This window comes from Testudinibacter sp. P80/BLE/0925 (assembly GCF_053570785.1).
Window position 1 is genome coordinate 1,843,052 of the sequence record NZ_CM131636.1, and the last position, 17,172, is coordinate 1,860,223.

Genomic DNA, 17,172 nt, shown 5'->3' on the forward strand with positions numbered 1-17,172 from the left:
GATTGATGAGAAAAAGAATCCGAATTTTATGCGTATTGTTCGCCGTGCTCATCGGGCTGGGCGGATATTATTTACAACCGCTCACTATTTTTACCACGCCGAAAATTGAAACCGTTAATCTGAATCCGCAGGATTACCGTCAAAGTGCGGTTGGCGAAAATATCTTGTGTTATGACCGCACTTTGCCGCTGCATGGTGAATTGCAGGCTAAAGCGCGGTATAAAATGCTGGTTTGGAATCTGCATAAAGGCGAAGATGAAGGTTGGCAGCAACGGTTGTCCGCTTATGCCGACAAGGCGGATTTTGTACTATTGCAAGAAGCCAGCCAGCAAAATCAGATCGATCGGTTGTTGTCGCAAAAAAAGTGGTTTGGTATCCACGCCGGCACATTTGCTTACCGCGAGAATATGTCGGGCGTGATGTTATTGTCGACTTTTGCGCCGCAGCGTTATTGTGTCGGCAGTGAAGCGGAACCTTGGATTCGCATTCCGAAAATCGCCGAAGCGGCGACTTATCCATTGAATGCCGACCGCACGTTGTTGGTGATTAATCTGCATTTGGTCAATTTCGAATGGAACCCGCTAAATTATTCGCGCCAACTGCGCGGGCTGTTTCACTTAGTCAGCCAACACCAAGGCCCGATTATTCTGGCGGGGGATTTTAACAGTTGGAGCGAAAGACGCCTGAATTTAATCCAACAATTGGCACGGCAATACGGATTGAATGAAGTGCGGTTTAGCCCGGACGAACGCATGCGTTTTTTGGGTAATCCGTTGGATCATATTTTTGTGCGCGGGATCCGCCTGTTCAACAGCTGGACCGAACAAACCGCCGCCTCGGATCATAATCCGTTGTTTATTGAGTTTGGGCTGGAGTAGGTTGTTAGATGGTCTGTCTTGAGCAATGAGATTTATCATTTGGCTAAATTTCACACAAGAGGTATGGTATCTACCAATGATAGCTACCGGGAGAAAGGCAATGGAAATGGCTAAAATTTTTACCAGTGGAAGAAGTCAAGCAGTGCGTTTGCCGAAAAAATACCGCTTTAATAGCGAAGAAGTGGCAATTCGACATTTTGGCAACGGCGTTTTATTACTGCCAACCGACAATCCTTGGCTGTTGATGCAAGAAGCGCTAGATGAATTTGAACCCGGTTTTTTATTGGAAAGAGCAGAACAGACGGAAGTGGAGCGCGAGGAATTATTATAATGTATATGCTTGATACTAATATTTGTATCATCAATCATAAACCGGAAAGCGTTTTTAAAAAATTCCAAACTTTTCACTTAGGGGACTTATGTATTTCCAGTATTACGGCGGCGGAATTGGCTTTCGGCGTAGAAAAATCAGGTTCAGTCAAAAATAAAGCCGCCTTAGAAAAATTTCTGGCACCGCTGGAAATGCCGGAATTTTCAGAAACGGCTATTTGGCACTATGCCAAAATTCGTGCTGATTTGGAAAAAACAGGGCGGGTTGTCGGCAGTTTAGATATGCTGATTGCAGCGCATGCGCTTGCCCAAAACAGCATTCTAGTGACCAACAACACGAAAGAATTTATGCGAATTCCGCGATTACGATTAGAAAATTGGATCAGCGGGTAATATGTTAGAGTGAGAATAATCAGTCCGATGTTTGAGCTAAATATTCTTCTTTTTTCTGTTTCACCAACTCAACCCGCCGTTTAGTCAGTTGTTCCCGGATCTGCTGTTTTTGATAACCGGCAGCAATAATTTGTTGCACGTCGGCGCTGACCGCACTTTGATAATATTCAAGGGCGATTTGTGCCTGCGGATAGTTGCTGTTTTCGAAACCTAAACGCCCGCGGCTGTCGGCAAGGCAGACGGTGATTAAATGCCGTAGATTTTCCGGCTTGCGCCAGGCGTCAATCCGGTCAAAAAAGCGCACGATAGTTTGCGCTTTCATCTCTTGAATGCGGTGGATGTGGGTATGATAGCGACAAGCTAACACGGCTAAATCACGATATTGATTTGGGACTTTTAGCCGTTGGCACAGCTGCTGAATGGGGGCGACGCCGCGTTCTTCGTGTCCGTGATGGTGCGGTAAGTGATCTTTGGGCGATAAGGCTTTGCCGAGGTCGTGGCAGAGTGCGGCAAAACGCACGGCAACCGCACTTTGCGGCGTTTCTGCCGTGAGCGTGGCAGCTTGTTCCAGCACCATTAGCGTGTGAATACCGCTGTCGATTTCGGGATGGTGTTTCTCCGGATTCGGCACGCCGAACAGCGCATTAATTTCGGGGAATAATACCGCCAACGCACCGCAGGCACGCAACGTTCGGAAGTAGATTTGCGGTGAGTCGGTGCTTAATGCTTTTTCGGTTTCCAGCCAAACGCGTTCGGCGCTCAAATGCTGCAATTCCCCGCCGGCGCTAATTTGTTGCATTAATTGCAGCGTTTCCGGCGCAATCTCAAAACCGAGCTTCGCAAAGCGCGCGTGAAAGCGCGCCACCCGCAGTACACGCAGCGGATCTTCCGCAAAGGCAGGCGAGACATGGCGTAAAGTGCGGTTTTTTAAATCTTGAATGCCGTGATAGGGATCGATTAATTCGCCGTTTTCCGCTTGCGCAATCGCATTAATCGTGAGATCTCGGCGCAGCAGATCTTGTTCTAAACTGATGTCCGGGGTGAAATCGACCGTAAACCCCTGATAGCCGTATCCGCTTTTGCGTTCGGTGCGGGCGAGGGCGTGTTCCTCTTTGCTTTGCGGGTGAAGAAAAACCGGGAAGTCTTGCCCGACTTGCTGATAACCGCACTTTAGCAGTTGATGGGGGGTGGCGCCGACCACCACCCAGTCGCGATCCTGAACCGCTAAACCGAGCAGCTGATCACGCACTGCGCCGCCGACCAAATAAGTTTGAAAGTGCGGTTCCGTTGCCATACTGTATTATGCCCACCCGTCATTGCGACGGCGGCGACGCGGTATGATATTCGGTAAAATCAAGCCGAGCAGCAAGCCGACCAACATCACCGAACCGCCATAGATAAACCAACGAATGATGATTTCTTGTTTTTCTGCGCTGAGCAAGGCTTCATACTCTTTATTTTTGTTATTGCTGATTTCCAACTGGCGTTTTAATTGGGTGTTTTGTTCTAATAACTGGCTGCTTTGCGTTTCCGATTGGCGGGTGCGGCGTTGCATTTCGGAAACCCGTTGCTGCCATTCTTCATCAATCTTATTCAGTTTTAAGCTCAATTCTTGGATTTGATTTTTTAACGCGGGAATTTGAATTTTAGCGCTGGGTTCGCTTGAGAGATCACTGGTTAAAATCCAAGCGTCGCGGTTCCGGCTGTCGCGAATTTGCGTGTATTTATCTTTTTGTGCCAAAACGGTGACTTTTTCACCGGATTTAATCGAACCGGCGATACGGTATTCATCACCGGCGCCGCGGCGTAGGTAGGTGCTTAATTCTTCGGTGACATAACGGGTTTCGGCAATGGCTTGGCTGCTGAGTAACAGCGTAGTGCCGATTAATAGGGCGTTGAATAGTTTTTTCATGGATGGGTTTCCGATCATTTTTCCTAGGGTAACAAGTTACCCTAGGCAACATATAATTTAACCCCTTTGGGATTGTTAAATACGGTTAAATAAAAATTGCGTGTAGAATATAGTAGAAAATAATAGCAAAAATTGCCCCCGCCGGTAAAGTCACAATCCAAGAAGCAAAAATATTGCGGATTACATTCAGATTCAACGCTGCGATTCCGCGCGCAAAACCAACCCCTAACACTGCGCCGACTAAGGTTTGCGTAGTCGAAATCGGTAAGCCGGTGCCGGAGGCAATCACCACGGTAATCGCACAGGCAAATTCCGCCGAAAAGCCGCGGCTTGGGGTGAGATCGGTAATCCCGCCGCCGATAGTGCCCATCACCTTGTAGCCCATCACCGCTAAGCCAATCACGATACCGACCGCGCCTAACGGCAGAATCCACCACGCAAGTGCGGTTTTTGCGGTGATTACGCCGCCGTGTTCGACAATGGATACGACCGCGGATAATGGTCCAATCGCATTGGCAACGTCATTTGAACCGTGGGCAAACGCCATCGAACATGCGGTGAGCAACATCAGGATACTGAATACTTTCTCTACGCCACCGAAAGCCCCGCCTTGTACGCGATTTTTAAATGCGTCGCTGCGGAAATAAAAATAACAGAATATGATTGATGCCACGCAAATTGTCAGTGAAATCAGAAAGGTCTGCATGCCGTTCAGGTGTAAGCCGACGTGTTTTAAGCCTTTGGTCATGGTGACAATGCTGAGGATAAATGTGGTCAGCCCCATATAGAACGGGCCGTATTTTTTCGCATTATCCATTGGATTTTCCGTGTCGAAAATCAACCGTTGGGTGCTGATAAAAATAGTGTAGGCAACGATACCCGAAATAATCGGCGTAATGAACCAGCTGCCGACAATCCCTTTCACCGAACCCCAATCGACGGCGTGCGGCCCGATGGTGACACAGGCGAAGCCGATGATTGCACCGATAATCGAGTGGGTGGTTGATACCGGCCAGCCCATATAGGAGGCGATTAACAACCAAGCGCCGGCGGAAAACAATGCCGACATCATGCCGAGAATCAATACTTCCGGCACGGCAGTGAATAAGCTCGGATCGATAATCCCGCTCTTAATGGTTTCGGTGACCTCGCCGCCGGCCAAATAGGCGCCGGCGAATTCAAATATCATTGCGATTAAAATCGCCTGTTTGACGGTAATGGTGCCGGAACCGACCGAAGTTCCCATGGCATTGGATACGTCGTTGGCGCCGATACCAAACGCCATTAAAAGTCCTGCGATAGCCGTAATAATCACTACGGTGCTACCATATTGGGCAATAAATTCCATACAAAATCCTTATTATTGTTGTTTTGGGGATTAAGAGCGGGCGAGCATTAACTCAATACGGGAACCGACACGCTGCGCCTGATCAGCCAATACGCCAATCCATTCTAAAATTTTATACAAGAAAATGACATCGACCGGTTTGTATTGGTCTTCGATTGCCAACAACTGGCGGCGTAACTGGATTTGCTGGCTGTCGGTATCGTCTTCGATTTTATCCAGTTCATTAATCATTTTGTTGACGAAATTCACTTCACGCCCTTTGAAACCGGTTTCCAACAGTTCGTCCATTTCATCAATCACCAACGATGCTTGGTGGGTTGCGTCCAAACTGCGTTTCAGGTATTCCAAAAATTCGGCTTGCAGGGCTTGAGGAATACACAAATTACGCCCGATTACGCGCCCGGCGATATCTTTGGCATAGTTCGCCAATTTATCCTGTTGTGTCACCAGCTCTAATAAATCGGTGCGTTCCACCGGCATAAATAAGCCGCGTGGCAGTTTTAAACGAATTTCACGTTTCAACGTGTCGGCTTCTTTTTCGGCTTCAGAGATTTTTCGTCTTAATTCTTCCGCCTGTGCCCAGTCATTATTAAAAGTGGCTTCGAAGAACGGCACCAAAATATCACAGCATTCGCTGACTTTGTTTGAGTGCTTTTGTAACGGTTTGAGTGGGGATTGAGCAAATAAACCCAAGATATTGTTGATTGGCATAGCATTAACTCCAATATACGATAAAATGATGGTATAGACGTATCAATTCGCTGGCAATCATACCCGAAAGCACAGCATAACTCACGATTTTAATTTGAGATAACAGCATTTTTTGCTAAATTGTAACCAATTTGTCACATTATAAGGCCGATGTATGAGCGCGGAAATAGAATTAAAACTGCTGGTTAACCAAGAATTCGCCACTTTTTTGAGTAAAGAAATGGCGAGCTTTAATGTGCTATCTCACACCCAACAAATTTTAGGCAACTGCTATTATGACACGCCCGATGACTTTTTTTCCAGCCGACGCATGGGGTTGCGGGTCAGAACGATCAACGAACAATTTATTTTAACCCTGAAAACCGATGGCGAGGTGATCGGAGGGTTGCATATGCGTCCTGAATATGACGTGGAATTGGACAGTGCGGTGCCACGGTTGCAGGGATTAAGCCGTTTTGGCGATTTGCAGTTAGCCCGCCCGTTAGCCGAACTGCAAGCGGAACTGAAACCGATTTTCAGCACCGACTTTTTGCGCCAAGCTTGGGTGATTGAATTAGGCAACGGTGCCAATATCGAAGTGGCGCTGGATCAGGGCGAAATCGAAGCCAATGATCGGATTGAACCGATTTGCGAAGTGGAATTTGAGCTGAAACACGGTTCGGTTGATGATTTATTGACGTTTGTCGAACAATTAAGCCTAAGCGACGGCATTCGCTTGGGAGCGGTGAACAAAGCCAAACGCGGCTATCAACTCGCCGGGGTACTGCCGTTGCAACCCTTTGATTGGCAGGCGGAGTGGCAAAACTTACCGTTGGCAGATCCGTCGCCAAGTGCGGTTTTGACCGCACTTTTAGCCTACGAACAACGCTTAACCGACTATTATGCCGAGTTATTGACCGGCGGCGAATTGTCGGCGGAAATCGTGGATTCGGGTTTGGCGGCGTTTGCCGCGCTATACGCCTATTACGACCAACACCAAGCGTTGCTATGGCAAGCCTATGAACGAGTGCCGTCTAAAGTGCGGTTGGATGATGAGTCAATTAATGAATTTATTGAGTTAAATCAGCGGGTGTTAGCCAAAGTCAACGAATTACAGCGCAGCGCGCATACGCCGAACCGCACTTTGTATTGTTATGAGTTATTACATCGTGGCAACGGCGTAAAACGCCAACTCCATTTAATTAAACTCACGCTTAACGCTTAGGAAAAACGGATAACAACATGGCAAAAGCCCCGAAAAAAGCCTATGTCTGTAACGACTGCGGCGCAGATTACGCCCGTTGGCAAGGGCAGTGCAGCGCCTGTAAAGCGTGGAACACCATCAGCGAAGTGCGCTTGGTCAGCACGGTATCGAAAGGCGACCGTTTCAGCGGTTATGCCGGCGAAACGGCGGCGAAAGTGCAAACCCTATCCGAAATCAGCTTACAAGAAACGCCACGCTTCAGCAGCCGTTTCAGCGAGCTGGATCGCGTGTTGGGCGGCGGCATTGTGCCGGGCAGCGCGATTTTAATCGGTGGACACCCCGGCGCAGGCAAAAGTACCTTATTATTGCAAGTGATGTGTACCTTAGCCGAGCAAATGCCGACCTTATATGTCACCGGTGAGGAATCGTTGCAACAGGTGGCAATGCGCGCCAACCGTTTGGGGCTACCGAGCGATAAACTCAGGCTGTTATCCGAAACCGCCGTCGAACAGATTTGTAATATCGCCGATCAAGAAAAGCCGAAAGTGATTGTGATCGACTCGATCCAAGTCATGCACTTGGCGGATATTCAGTCCTCCCCCGGCAGCGTGGCGCAGGTGCGCGAGTGCGCGGCGTTTTTGACCCGTTATGCCAAAACCAAACAAGTGGCGATTATTATGGTCGGGCACGTCACCAAAGACGGCACGCTTGCCGGTCCGAAAGTGCTAGAGCATTGTATCGACTGCTCGATTTTGCTCGAAGGCGAAGCCGATTCACGCTACCGCACTTTGCGTAGCCATAAAAACCGTTTTGGCGCAGTGAATGAATTGGGGGTGTTCGCCATGACCGAACAGGGCTTGCGCGAAGTGAAAAACCCGTCGGCGATTTTCCTCAGCCGAGGCGAGGAACAGACCTCCGGCAGCTCGGTGATGGTGTTGTGGGAGGGAACCCGCCCGTTATTGGTTGAAATCCAAGCGTTGGTCGATCACTCCATGCTTGCCAATCCGCGCCGGGTCGCAGTCGGTTTGGAGCAAAACCGTTTGGCATTATTACTAGCGGTGTTGCACCGTCACGGCAATGTGCAAATGTCCGATCAAGATGTGTTTGTCAATGTGGTCGGTGGGGTAAAAGTGACGGAAACCGGTGCGGATTTGGCGTTATTATTGGCGTTAATCTCCAGTTTCCGCAATCGTCCGTTGCCGCAAGATTTGGTAGTGTTCGGCGAAGTCGGCTTGGCAGGAGAAATCCGCCCGGTCACCAGCGGACAAGAGCGGATCAGCGAAGCGGCAAAACACGGTTTTCGCCGTGCGATTGTGCCGTTCGCCAACAAACCGAAACACAATATCGATCAAATGCAGGTGTTTACGGTGAAAAAACTTGCCGACGCGCTAGCGGTATTGGACGATTTTTAGGAATAAGCGATGAAGCAAACCAGTGTAGTCAACGCCTTTGCCGACGACGGCATTTTAAGCCGCCATATCCGCCAATTCCGTCCGCGTCAAGAGCAGGTGGAAATGGCGCAGGCGGTCGAACAGGCGATCAAACAACAAGCGCAACTGGTGATCGAAGCCGGCACCGGCACGGGCAAAACCTTTGCTTATCTTGTGCCGGCGATGTTGTCGGGCAAAAAAACCATCATTTCCACCGGTTCGAAAAATTTACAGGATCAACTGTTTAAGCGCGATCTGCCGACCATTCAAAAAGCCTTGGGCTACAGCGGCAAACTGGCGTTGCTCAAAGGGCGCGCCAATTATCTCTGTTTAGAACGCTTGGATAAACTGATTGCCGACGGCGTATTGGGCGATAAATCGGTGTTGGCGCAGTTGTCGGTGGTGCGTAAATGGCAAGCGGCAACCGAAAACGGCGATCTCAGCGAATGCGCCGCTTTGCCGGAAGACAGCCCGATTTTTCCGCAACTCACCAGCACCAGCGAAAGCTGTTTAGGCAGCGATTGCCCGAATTACGCGGAGTGTTATGTTGCCAAAGCGCGCAAAAAAGCGCTGGAAGCCGATCTGGTGGTGGTCAATCACCATCTGTTTTGTGCCGATATGGCGGTGAAAGAGAGCGGTTTCGGCGAGCTGATTCCCGAAGCAAAAATCGTGATTTTCGATGAGGCGCACCAACTGCCGGATATTGCCAGCCAATATTTCGGACAGTCGATCACCTCGCGCCAACTGTTCGATCTCAGCCGTGATATTCATATTTGCTACCGCACCGAAGTCAAAGATCTGAAACAGCTTGGCACGGCGGCGGATCATTTGAATAAAGTGGTGCAGGATTTCCGCCTGATGATGGGCGAAGGCAATTTACGCGGCAATTTGCGTGAATTGTTAACTCAAAGTGCGGTACAAAAAGCGGTGCGGCATTTGCAAGAAAATCTGGATTTTGTACAAGATGTGGTCAAATTGGCGTTGGGACGTTCGCAGACGTTAGATAGCATTTTTGAACGTATTACTGCGATTCAAGCGCAATTGAAACGGATTTTGGACACTTCGATCACCGGCTATTGTTATTGGTATGAAACCTTTAACCGCCAATTCGGTCTGCACCTCACGCCACTGACGGTGGCGGACAAATTCGGCGAGCAGTTGCAGCAACAAAAAGCCGGTTGGATTTTCACCTCCGCCACCTTGGAAGTGGGCGGCAGTTTCGACTTTTTTTGTGAACGCATGGGCATTCAAACCCGCCAGCAGAAAGTATTGCCGTCGCCGTTTGATTATCCGCAACAATCGCTGTTGTGTGTGCCGCGTTTCCTGCCGGGCAGCAACCAGCAGCAAACCCTGCAACGCTTGGGCGAAATGTTGTTACCGGTGATCGAAGCCAACCAAGGCCGTTGTTTTTTGCTGTGCACTTCTTATATGATGATGCGCGGCTTGGCGGAATATCTGCGCGAACACAGCGAACTGTCGGTGTTGTTACAGGGGGAAATGGCGAAAGCGCGCTTGTTGGAAAAATTTACCCAAGAGAGCCATTCGGTGTTGGTCGCCACCGCCAGTTTTTGGGAAGGGGTTGATGTGCGCGGTGACGCTTTGTCGCTGGTGATTATCGACAAATTGCCGTTCAGTGCGCCCGATGAACCATTATTAAAAGCACGGATTGAAGATTGCCGTTTGAAAGGCGGTGATCCGTTTAATCAGGTGCAACTGCCCAGTGCGGTGATCAGCTTAAAACAGGGCGTGGGGCGACTGATCCGTGATGTGACCGATCGCGGTGCGGTGATTATTTGCGATTCGCGCTTAGTCATGCGCCCTTACGGCGCAACCTTTTTGAAAAGCTTGCCCAATTCAACGCGCACGCGCAGTTTGGACAAAGTGATTGAATTTTTGAAGAAGACAAAACAATGAGCAAAACGATTTTATTGGCAATCGACACCGCAACCGAAGCCTGCTCGGTGGCGTTATCCTACAACGGTGGGATTTTAGCGCAGGACGAACTTAGCCCGAAAGCACATACTCGCCGTATTTTGCCGATGGTTGATGAGATTTTAGCCGAAGCCGGTATCCGCTTAAACCAAGTGGATGCCTTGGTATTTGGGCGTGGACCGGGCAGTTTCACCGGCGTGCGTATCGGCTGCGGCATCGTGCAAGGCTTGGCATTAGGCGCAGAGTTGCCGGTGATTCCGATTTCCAATTTAACCGCAATGGCGCAAGCGGCGTATCAAACGCAGGGTAGTGAAACCGTGCTGGCGGCGATTGACGCGCGCATGAACGAAGTCTATTTTTCCGCGTTACGCTACCAACCGCAGTCGATTGATAATCAAGCCTACGCGGCTTGGGAAACCGTGATCGACGAACAGGTTTTGCCGCCGGAAGATGTGTTGCAACAAGTGGCGCAACTGGAAAGGCAAAGTGCGGTCTTTGTCGGTGCGGCTTGCGTGGGAACCGGCTGGGCGGCGTATCCGCAATTTGAACGGACTACCGCGCCGTTAAATAAATGTGATATTCTGTTGCCATCGGCGCAGTATATGTTGCCGTTGGCGCAGTTAGCGTGGCAACAACAGAATTATTCGACGGCACTGGCGATTGAGCCGGTCTATCTGCGCAATCAAGTGACGTGGAAAAAACTTCCCGGACGGGAGTGATTAGGTAAGATGGTTTGCCGTTAAGGAGCGTAAGATGAAAAAATTTATCTGGATTCCGATTCTCTTCAGTGCCATGTTAAGCGGTTGCCAACTGGCGCCGCAAGGCTTGGATCGCGGTGATAACACCTTGATTAGCTATGCGCAATTGGCAACGGCGGATTTTGACTGCCAATGTCAGCAAGTGCGGTTGGGCGGCAAGGTGATTAAAGCGGCGGTACTGAAAAATAATACGACCGAAGTTGAAATATTGAGTATGACCATCGATCGGTTTAGCGCTAAACCGGTTTTGGACAGCCATAGCGACGGGCGTTTCATTGCGGTTTTAAACGGTTTCGTCGATCCGCTTAGCTTAGACAATCAATATATCACGGTGAAAGGCGTATTGAGCGGTAAACTCGGCGGCAAAATAGATCAAGCAGATTATATTTACCCGCTGGTCAAAGCTGACAACTATCGCATTTGGCAGCAAGTGGTTGAATACTATTATGATGAAGAAGCGTGGTTTGATTATTGGGATTCGCAGCGGCATGGTTATTTTTTCGGTGGCTTTCCAATGTGGAAACCGCGGGCTGCACTCCGATAACCGCTTTCGTCGGCATTAATAAAAAATAATAAAACAGGATGACTATGGAAAAAATTTGGTTTGACAACTATCCGGAAGGCGCGGAGCGCGTGATTAAAACGGATAAATACCGTTCTTTGTTGGAAATGTTTGAAAATGCGGTGCGTGAGCGCCCGGATCAAGCGGCTTATATCAATATGGGCAAGGAACTGACCTTCCGCAAACTGGAAGAACGCAGCCGTGCCTTTGCCGCGTATTTGCAAAACGTATTAAAACTGAAAAAAGGCGATCGGGTGGCATTGATGATGCCGAATTTATTGCAATATCCGATTGCATTGTTCGGCGTACTGCGTGCCGGCATGGTGGTGGTGAATGTCAATCCGCTGTATACCCCGCGCGAGCTGGAGCACCAATTGCAAGACAGCGGCGCGGTGGCGATTGTGGTGGTTTCTAATTTTGCCGCTACGCTTGAAAGTGTGGTGGCGGAAACGGAGGTTAAACACGTTATTTTGACCCGCATGGGCGATCAGTTGTCGTTCGGTAAACGTAATTTGGTCAATTTCGTGGTGAAATACATCAAAAAATTGGTGCCGAAATATAAATTGCCCGGCGCAGTCACGTTTCGCGAAGTGTTGAGTATCGGCAAAATGCGCCAGTATGTAAAACCGCAAGTGAGCGGCGAAGATTTGGCGTTTTTACAATATACCGGCGGTACGACCGGCGTGGCAAAAGGGGCAATGTTAAGCCATAAGAATATTTTAACCAATATTTTTCAGGCACGCTGGGTTGCCAATCCGTTTATTGAACATTCACCGGTGCGCGAAGCGATCATTGCGCTGCCGTTGTATCATGCTTTTGCTTTGATTATCAACTGCTTGTTGTTTATCGAATTAGGTTTGACCGGAGTGTTGATTACCAATCCGCGCGATATTAACGGCTTTGTCAAAGAACTGCGCCGCCACCCGTATGTGGCGATTACCGGGGTCAATACTTTGTTTAACGCATTGTTAAACAATGAGAATTTCAGAGAATTGGATTTTTCGGCGTTAAAACTGTCGGTCGCCGGCGGGATGTCGGTTAACCAAGCGGTGGCGGATCGTTGGCACAAACTGACGGGGACCAATATTATCGAAGGCTATGGTATGACCGAATGTTCGCCCTTAATTGCCGCCTGTCCGCCGCATAGCACCGAACATAACGGCAATATCGGGGTGCCGATTCCGAATACCGATATTAAAATTATCAAAGACGACGGTACGGAAGCCGCCATTGGCGAACGCGGCGAGTTGTGGGTGAAAGGTGATCAGGTTATGCAGGGGTATTGGCAGCGACCTGAGGCGACCGCGGAGGTGTTGAAAGACGGTTGGCTTGCCACCGGCGATATTGTGGTGATGGGCGAAGATAAAAATCTGAAAATCGTTGATCGTAAAAAAGACATGATTATCGTCTCCGGTTTTAATGTTTATCCGAATGAAATCGAAGATGTGGTGATGTTGAATTATAAAGTGTCGGAAGTAGTGGCAATCGGCGTGCCGGATGCCAATTCCGGCGAGACGGTCAAGATTTTTGTGGTCAAACGCGATGAAACCCTGACCAAAGATGAAGTTCGCAAACACTGCCGCGAACATCTGACCGGCTATAAATTGCCGCGCGAAATCGAATTCCGTGACGAATTGCCGAAAAGCAATGTCGGTAAAATTTTGCGCCGCGTGGTGCGTGATGAAGAGTTGGCGAAACGGTCGGCGGTGTAATGTGTAAGCGATATAAGCCGGGGCGGATGGTATATCCGCCCGTTTACGAAGTGTGGTATAAGCATTTAATCCACAATAGAAAAATGTAAAGTGCGGTTCGGGCGGATATACCATCCGCCCCGACTTTCAGTTCTTCCCAACCGAGACAATCCAATGCAACCACTCAACTATCTCTGGATCAACAGCAATCAACAATTGCAAACCGTTTGCGAGCAAGCACGGCAAAAAAGTGCGGTGGCGCTGGATACCGAATTTATCCGCACCCGCACTTTTTATCCGAAACTGGGCTTGATTCAGGTATATGACGGTGAGCGCTTGAGTTTAATCGATCCGTTGGCAATCGACGATCTTTCGCCGTTTACCGCACTTTTGACCGATCACAATGTGTTAAAAGTCCTGCACGCTTGCAGTGAAGATCTTGAGGTGTTCCAAACCTATTTCCAACGGCAACCGCAGCCGATGATCGACACCCAAATCATGGCGGATTTTCTCGGATTCCAGAATTCGACCGGTTTTGCCAAGCTGATAGCGCACTATTTTGAATTGGAACTGGACAAAGGTGCGTCGCGCACCGATTGGTTGGCGCGTCCACTATCAGAGTTACAACGGCAATATGCCGCTGCCGATGTGTGGTATTTATTGCCGTTATACCAAAATATGGCGCAGCAGCTGGCGCAAACGGAGTGGCAAAGTGCGGTCAGTGAAGAGTGTGAATTTTTGCTGAAACGTGCTACTGCGACAAGTGATCCCGAACAAGCCTATCTTAATATTGGCAATGCATGGCGCTTGCAAGGCGTACATTTGATGGCGCTGAAATTATTGGCGAAATGGCGATACCTAACCGCACTTGAACGTGATTTGGCGCTAAATTTTGTGGTGAAAGAGCAAGCTTTGTTTCAAGCGGCGGAGCGTTTGCCGAAGCATACCTCGGAATTGCTGGATTTAGGGTTTCATCCGAATGAAATCCGTATGCACGGCAAAAAAATCCTGCAATTAGTGGCACAGGCGCAAAAAACCGATAGCGCCGACTATCCGCCGACGATCGCGCAAATTTCAGTGTTACCGGCGTATAAAAACACCTTGAAAGCCCTGCAAAAGCAACTTAATGATATTTGCCCGCCGGGAATCGCTAAAGAGAATCTGGCAAGCCGCAAAGTGTTACATCAGTTGATTAAATGGGCGTGGCGCGAAGACGGTGAGCGTGAGGCGTTGTCATTGCCGCGTTTGTTGCAAGGCTGGCGCAAGCCGTATGGCGAACGTTTACTGCAATGGATTCAACCGAACGAATGATAGAGACGCCTATTGACGTCTCTTACTTTATATTACAACACCGCTAATGCTGCGTCGTAATCCGGTTCTTGTTTGATTTCGGCAACCAGCTCGCTGTGCAGTACCTTACTTTCTTCATCTAACACAATCACCGCTCTTGCCGTCAGCCCACTCAGCGGACCACTCACGATGGCAACGCCAAGGTTTTCGGCAAAAGTGCGGTTTCTGAAACTGGATAAAGTGACCACATTTTGCAAACCTTCCGCGCCGCAGAAACGGGCTTGCGCAAAGGGCAAATCCGCAGAGATACACAGTACCACCGTATTGTTTAAATCCGCCGCTTGTTGGTTAAATTTACGAACCGAAGTGGCGCAGACGCCGGTGTCGATACTTGGAAAAATATTCAGGATTTTGCGTTTGCCTTGATAATCGGCAAGTGCGGCTTCGCTTAAATCACTTTTCACTAAACTGAAATCCGCAACGGTTTCGCCGGCAGTTGGAAAATTGCCTTGCACTTCAATCGGGTTACCGCCTAATGTCACATTCGCCATATGTTCTCCTATTAAATGATCAGATAAGTTTCGGTTATTACTTAAGGTTCTTGATAAAGTGCGGTGAACACACTTTTCTCAAAATTCACTAACGGGCTGCGTTTGGTTTTGCTTTCCAAGTCGCCGGTGGAATAACCGTTGATAAATTGTACGAACGCAATACGTTCGCCTTTGGCATTGTGCATGAATCCGGCTAAATTATAAACCCCTTTCAGCGCCCCGGTTTTGGCGATCAGGTTTTTCGCCAGCGGTGCTTCGCCCATTGAACCGCGCCCGCTCAGCGTGCCGTCATGAGCGGCAATCGGAAAAGTGCTCAGCAAATTCAGTTTATCATCGTTGGCGCTGATGTAATTCAAGGTTTGTAAAAGTGCACTTGGGCTGATTAAATTTTGGCGTGAGAGCCCTGAGCCGTCGGCGATTTGGCTGTTGCCGAAATCCACTCCGGCTTGACGGGTCAGAATTTGGCGCATGGCGCCGGCACTTTGTTGGAAAGAGACCGGTTTTTTATAGTATTGATAACCGATACGGCGGAACAGACTGTCGGCGATTTGGTTATCGGAACGCTTCATCATCCGTTTTACCAGTTCCGGTAATGCGCTTGAACGGTGGCTCGCCAACACCGTACCTTGGGTCGGATTGGTGGCGAGCATAATGTGTCCGTTGACGTTGATCCCTAAACGCTTCAATTGCGCCATGATAATCGCAATCGCGTAGCTGTCGGGATCTTGCACCGCAAAACTCAAGCCGAACGGCTTGGCTTGGCGTGCGATACAGCCTTTTAAGGTATAACGGTTGTTGTCATTGACGACCACATCAAAGGCGCAATTTCCCGCTTCTTGATTGGATACGATCCGCACTTGGCTGAAGACTTGCACCGGAAAATGTGACGGCACGGTGGCTTGCACTACACTGCCGACATTACCCGAGGCATTCAGTTCGACCGAAAAACAGTTGCCGTCAATACTGGCGGCAGACGGCGGCGCATTGAAGCACATGGTTAAATCGTTCCAAATCCAACCTAAACCGCGATCATGGCTGTTAAAAATACTGGTATCCAGTACGATATTGCCTTTGATGTTATCGACTTGTTGTTTGAGCTTGGCAAGCAATTGATAAAGTTGTCCGCTGGTTAATGTCGGATCACCGCCGAAACGGATACTGAGATCCCCTTGCAGGGTTTTGTTGCTAATTTTGGCAGGGCTGACCAAATCGGTATTAAATTGAAACTGATCGCCTAAAGTGAGTTTGGCGGCAAGTGCGGTGAAGACTTTTTGCGTGCTGGCGGGCAACATCAGAATATGTTGGTTATAGTCGGCGATCGTTTGCTGCCGCGACAAATTTTCAGCGACAAACCCGACACTGGCACCGAGCGGCAAATGCGGCAGATAGTCGCTGATTTCAACTTTGGCTTGCGCCGGCAGCGAGAGAAAAGCCAATCCGAGTAAAGAAAAAGAGAGTTTTTTTAGATGGGTATAACAAGATCGTTTCATAATAGGGATATATGCGAAGTTTGAACAGGTGTTTTTGGTTGCCTTTTTTTATAAGATGTCCATAATAGAGCCATCTGTCAGCAAGGTAAACGATTATTTCGGGACGAATTGTCATACAGTGTAAAGCGTGGCTTTCTGACTGCATTTGATATTTTTGCTACAGCATAAATGATTATGCTGTGGTTTTGTTTTGTCTATAAAAAATAGAATAGTGAGCGTTTATGAAACAAATTCCCATGACTGTGCGTGGCGCAGAAAAGCTAAAAGAAGAATTGGATTACCTGAAAAATACCCGTCGTCCGGAAATTATCAAAGCGATTGCCGAGGCGCGCGAGCACGGCGATTTGAAAGAAAATGCCGAATATCATGCGGCGCGTGAGCAGCAAGGTTTCTGCGAAGGACGGATTCAGGACATCGAAGGCAAATTATCCAATTGTCAAATTATCGACATCACCAAAATGAAAAATAACGGTAAGGTGATTTTTGGCGCGACGGTGGTCTTGATGAACGTCGAAACCGAAGAAGAAGTGCAGTATAAAATCGTCGGTGATGATGAAGCGGATATCAAGAGCGGTTTGATTTCGGTTAATTCGCCGATTGCACGCGGCTTGATCGGTAAGGAAGTGGAAGATAACGCGATTATCACCACCCCGGGCGGCAAAGTCGAATTTGATATTGTGGATGTGTTGTATCAGGCATAAAAAAGTGCGGTG

17 protein-coding genes are annotated in these 17,172 nt (G+C 48.8%); 11 read left to right on the forward strand and 6 right to left on the reverse strand.

Annotation, left to right across the window (positions count from 1 at the left end; all coding sequences use genetic code 11):
- Positions 1 to 5: 5 nt before the first annotated feature.
- From ACWA5Z_RS08925 to vapC, 3 genes are all read left to right on the forward strand, one after another.
- The gene (locus tag ACWA5Z_RS08925) at positions 6 to 878 is read left to right on the forward strand and encodes an endonuclease/exonuclease/phosphatase family protein (RefSeq protein ID WP_431051565.1); all 873 of its coding nucleotides are present in this window, start codon (positions 6 to 8) and stop codon (positions 876 to 878) included.
- A gap of 106 nt (positions 879 to 984) precedes the next feature.
- Positions 985 to 1,209: an antitoxin gene (locus tag ACWA5Z_RS08930; protein ID WP_431051567.1), complete on the forward strand. Its 225-nt coding sequence runs from the start codon at positions 985 to 987 to the stop codon at positions 1,207 to 1,209.
- Positions 1,209 to 1,601: a type II toxin-antitoxin system tRNA(fMet)-specific endonuclease VapC gene (vapC, locus tag ACWA5Z_RS08935; protein ID WP_431051569.1), complete on the forward strand. Its 393-nt coding sequence runs from the start codon at positions 1,209 to 1,211 to the stop codon at positions 1,599 to 1,601. Before ACWA5Z_RS08930 ends, vapC begins: the two co-directional genes overlap by 1 nt.
- Positions 1,602 to 1,620: 19 nt before the next feature.
- Here vapC and ACWA5Z_RS08940 read toward each other — a convergent pair whose 3' ends face one another.
- From ACWA5Z_RS08940 to ACWA5Z_RS08955, 4 genes are all read right to left on the reverse strand, one after another.
- A complete protein-coding gene (locus ACWA5Z_RS08940) occupies positions 1,621 to 2,895 on the reverse strand; it encodes a multifunctional CCA addition/repair protein (RefSeq protein ID WP_431051571.1) in 1,275 nt (424 codons plus the stop codon).
- 6 nt (positions 2,896 to 2,901) lie between these two features.
- Entirely contained in the window at positions 2,902 to 3,513 is a 612-nt protein-coding gene (locus tag ACWA5Z_RS08945) for a TIGR04211 family SH3 domain-containing protein (protein WP_431051573.1), read from the reverse strand.
- 85 nt (positions 3,514 to 3,598) lie between these two features.
- The gene (locus ACWA5Z_RS08950) at positions 3,599 to 4,861 is read right to left on the reverse strand and encodes an inorganic phosphate transporter (protein WP_431051575.1); all 1,263 of its coding nucleotides are present in this window, start codon (positions 4,859 to 4,861) and stop codon (positions 3,599 to 3,601) included.
- A 30-nt stretch (positions 4,862 to 4,891) separates the two neighbouring features.
- On the reverse strand, positions 4,892 to 5,572 hold the full coding sequence (locus ACWA5Z_RS08955) for a TIGR00153 family protein (protein ID WP_431051577.1): 681 nt from the start codon (positions 5,570 to 5,572) through the stop codon (positions 4,892 to 4,894).
- Positions 5,573 to 5,726: 154 nt separating this feature from the next.
- Here ACWA5Z_RS08955 and ACWA5Z_RS08960 point away from each other — a divergent pair, with 154 nt between their 5' ends.
- The 7 genes from ACWA5Z_RS08960 (at position 5,727) to rnd (ending at position 14,439) form a co-directional block, all read left to right on the forward strand.
- Positions 5,727 to 6,776 (forward strand): CYTH domain-containing protein, encoded by a 1,050-nt coding sequence (locus ACWA5Z_RS08960; protein WP_431051579.1) that lies wholly within the window; start codon positions 5,727 to 5,729, stop codon positions 6,774 to 6,776.
- Positions 6,777 to 6,793: 17 nt separating this feature from the next.
- The gene (gene radA, locus ACWA5Z_RS08965) at positions 6,794 to 8,167 is read left to right on the forward strand and encodes a DNA repair protein RadA (RefSeq protein ID WP_431051581.1); all 1,374 of its coding nucleotides are present in this window, start codon (positions 6,794 to 6,796) and stop codon (positions 8,165 to 8,167) included.
- 9 nt (positions 8,168 to 8,176) lie between these two features.
- The gene (locus ACWA5Z_RS08970; protein ID WP_431051583.1) at positions 8,177 to 10,099 is read left to right on the forward strand and encodes an ATP-dependent DNA helicase; all 1,923 of its coding nucleotides are present in this window, start codon (positions 8,177 to 8,179) and stop codon (positions 10,097 to 10,099) included.
- Positions 10,096 to 10,836, forward strand: coding sequence for a tRNA (adenosine(37)-N6)-threonylcarbamoyltransferase complex dimerization subunit type 1 TsaB (gene tsaB / locus ACWA5Z_RS08975; protein ID WP_431051585.1), 741 nt, complete (start codon positions 10,096 to 10,098; stop codon positions 10,834 to 10,836). Before ACWA5Z_RS08970 ends, tsaB begins: the two co-directional genes overlap by 4 nt.
- Before the next feature lie 34 nt (positions 10,837 to 10,870).
- A complete protein-coding gene (locus ACWA5Z_RS08980) occupies positions 10,871 to 11,419 on the forward strand; it encodes a Slp family lipoprotein (RefSeq protein ID WP_431051587.1) in 549 nt (182 codons plus the stop codon).
- Between the two features lie 44 nt (positions 11,420 to 11,463).
- Positions 11,464 to 13,149, forward strand: a complete 1,686-nt coding sequence (gene fadD, locus ACWA5Z_RS08985; protein ID WP_431051589.1) for a long-chain-fatty-acid--CoA ligase FadD — start codon at positions 11,464 to 11,466, stop codon at positions 13,147 to 13,149.
- Positions 13,150 to 13,302: 153 nt separating this feature from the next.
- The gene (gene rnd / locus ACWA5Z_RS08990; protein ID WP_431051591.1) at positions 13,303 to 14,439 is read left to right on the forward strand and encodes a ribonuclease D; all 1,137 of its coding nucleotides are present in this window, start codon (positions 13,303 to 13,305) and stop codon (positions 14,437 to 14,439) included.
- A 32-nt stretch (positions 14,440 to 14,471) separates the two neighbouring features.
- Here rnd and tpx read toward each other — a convergent pair whose 3' ends face one another.
- Together tpx and dacB are read right to left on the reverse strand one after the other, a co-directional pair.
- On the reverse strand, positions 14,472 to 14,969 hold the full coding sequence (gene tpx / locus ACWA5Z_RS08995) for a thiol peroxidase (protein ID WP_431051593.1): 498 nt from the start codon (positions 14,967 to 14,969) through the stop codon (positions 14,472 to 14,474).
- 41 nt (positions 14,970 to 15,010) lie between these two features.
- On the reverse strand, positions 15,011 to 16,459 hold the full coding sequence (gene dacB / locus ACWA5Z_RS09000; protein ID WP_431051595.1) for a serine-type D-Ala-D-Ala carboxypeptidase: 1,449 nt from the start codon (positions 16,457 to 16,459) through the stop codon (positions 15,011 to 15,013).
- Positions 16,460 to 16,680: 221 nt separating this feature from the next.
- On the opposite strand from dacB, the gene greA reads away from it, so the two are divergent.
- Entirely contained in the window at positions 16,681 to 17,160 is a 480-nt protein-coding gene (greA, locus tag ACWA5Z_RS09005; protein WP_431051597.1) for a transcription elongation factor GreA, read from the forward strand.
- Positions 17,161 to 17,172 lie beyond the last annotated feature (12 nt).

Coding starts and splice junctions, on each gene's coding strand:
- ACWA5Z_RS08925 (WP_431051565.1), top strand. CDS start 6: ATGAGAAAAAGAATCCGAATTTTATGCGTATTGTTCGCCGTGCTCATC.
- ACWA5Z_RS08930 (WP_431051567.1), top strand. CDS start 985: ATGGCTAAAATTTTTACCAGTGGAAGAAGTCAAGCAGTGCGTTTGCCG.
- vapC (WP_431051569.1), top strand. CDS start 1,209: ATGTATATGCTTGATACTAATATTTGTATCATCAATCATAAACCGGAA.
- ACWA5Z_RS08940 (WP_431051571.1), bottom strand. CDS start 2,895: ATGGCAACGGAACCGCACTTTCAAACTTATTTGGTCGGCGGCGCAGTG.
- ACWA5Z_RS08945 (WP_431051573.1), bottom strand. CDS start 3,513: ATGAAAAAACTATTCAACGCCCTATTAATCGGCACTACGCTGTTACTC.
- ACWA5Z_RS08950 (WP_431051575.1), bottom strand. CDS start 4,861: ATGGAATTTATTGCCCAATATGGTAGCACCGTAGTGATTATTACGGCT.
- ACWA5Z_RS08955 (WP_431051577.1), bottom strand. CDS start 5,572: ATGCCAATCAACAATATCTTGGGTTTATTTGCTCAATCCCCACTCAAA.
- ACWA5Z_RS08960 (WP_431051579.1), top strand. CDS start 5,727: ATGAGCGCGGAAATAGAATTAAAACTGCTGGTTAACCAAGAATTCGCC.
- radA (WP_431051581.1), top strand. CDS start 6,794: ATGGCAAAAGCCCCGAAAAAAGCCTATGTCTGTAACGACTGCGGCGCA.
- ACWA5Z_RS08970 (WP_431051583.1), top strand. CDS start 8,177: ATGAAGCAAACCAGTGTAGTCAACGCCTTTGCCGACGACGGCATTTTA.
- tsaB (WP_431051585.1), top strand. CDS start 10,096: ATGAGCAAAACGATTTTATTGGCAATCGACACCGCAACCGAAGCCTGC.
- ACWA5Z_RS08980 (WP_431051587.1), top strand. CDS start 10,871: ATGAAAAAATTTATCTGGATTCCGATTCTCTTCAGTGCCATGTTAAGC.
- fadD (WP_431051589.1), top strand. CDS start 11,464: ATGGAAAAAATTTGGTTTGACAACTATCCGGAAGGCGCGGAGCGCGTG.
- rnd (WP_431051591.1), top strand. CDS start 13,303: ATGCAACCACTCAACTATCTCTGGATCAACAGCAATCAACAATTGCAA.
- tpx (WP_431051593.1), bottom strand. CDS start 14,969: ATGGCGAATGTGACATTAGGCGGTAACCCGATTGAAGTGCAAGGCAAT.
- dacB (WP_431051595.1), bottom strand. CDS start 16,459: ATGAAACGATCTTGTTATACCCATCTAAAAAAACTCTCTTTTTCTTTA.
- greA (WP_431051597.1), top strand. CDS start 16,681: ATGAAACAAATTCCCATGACTGTGCGTGGCGCAGAAAAGCTAAAAGAA.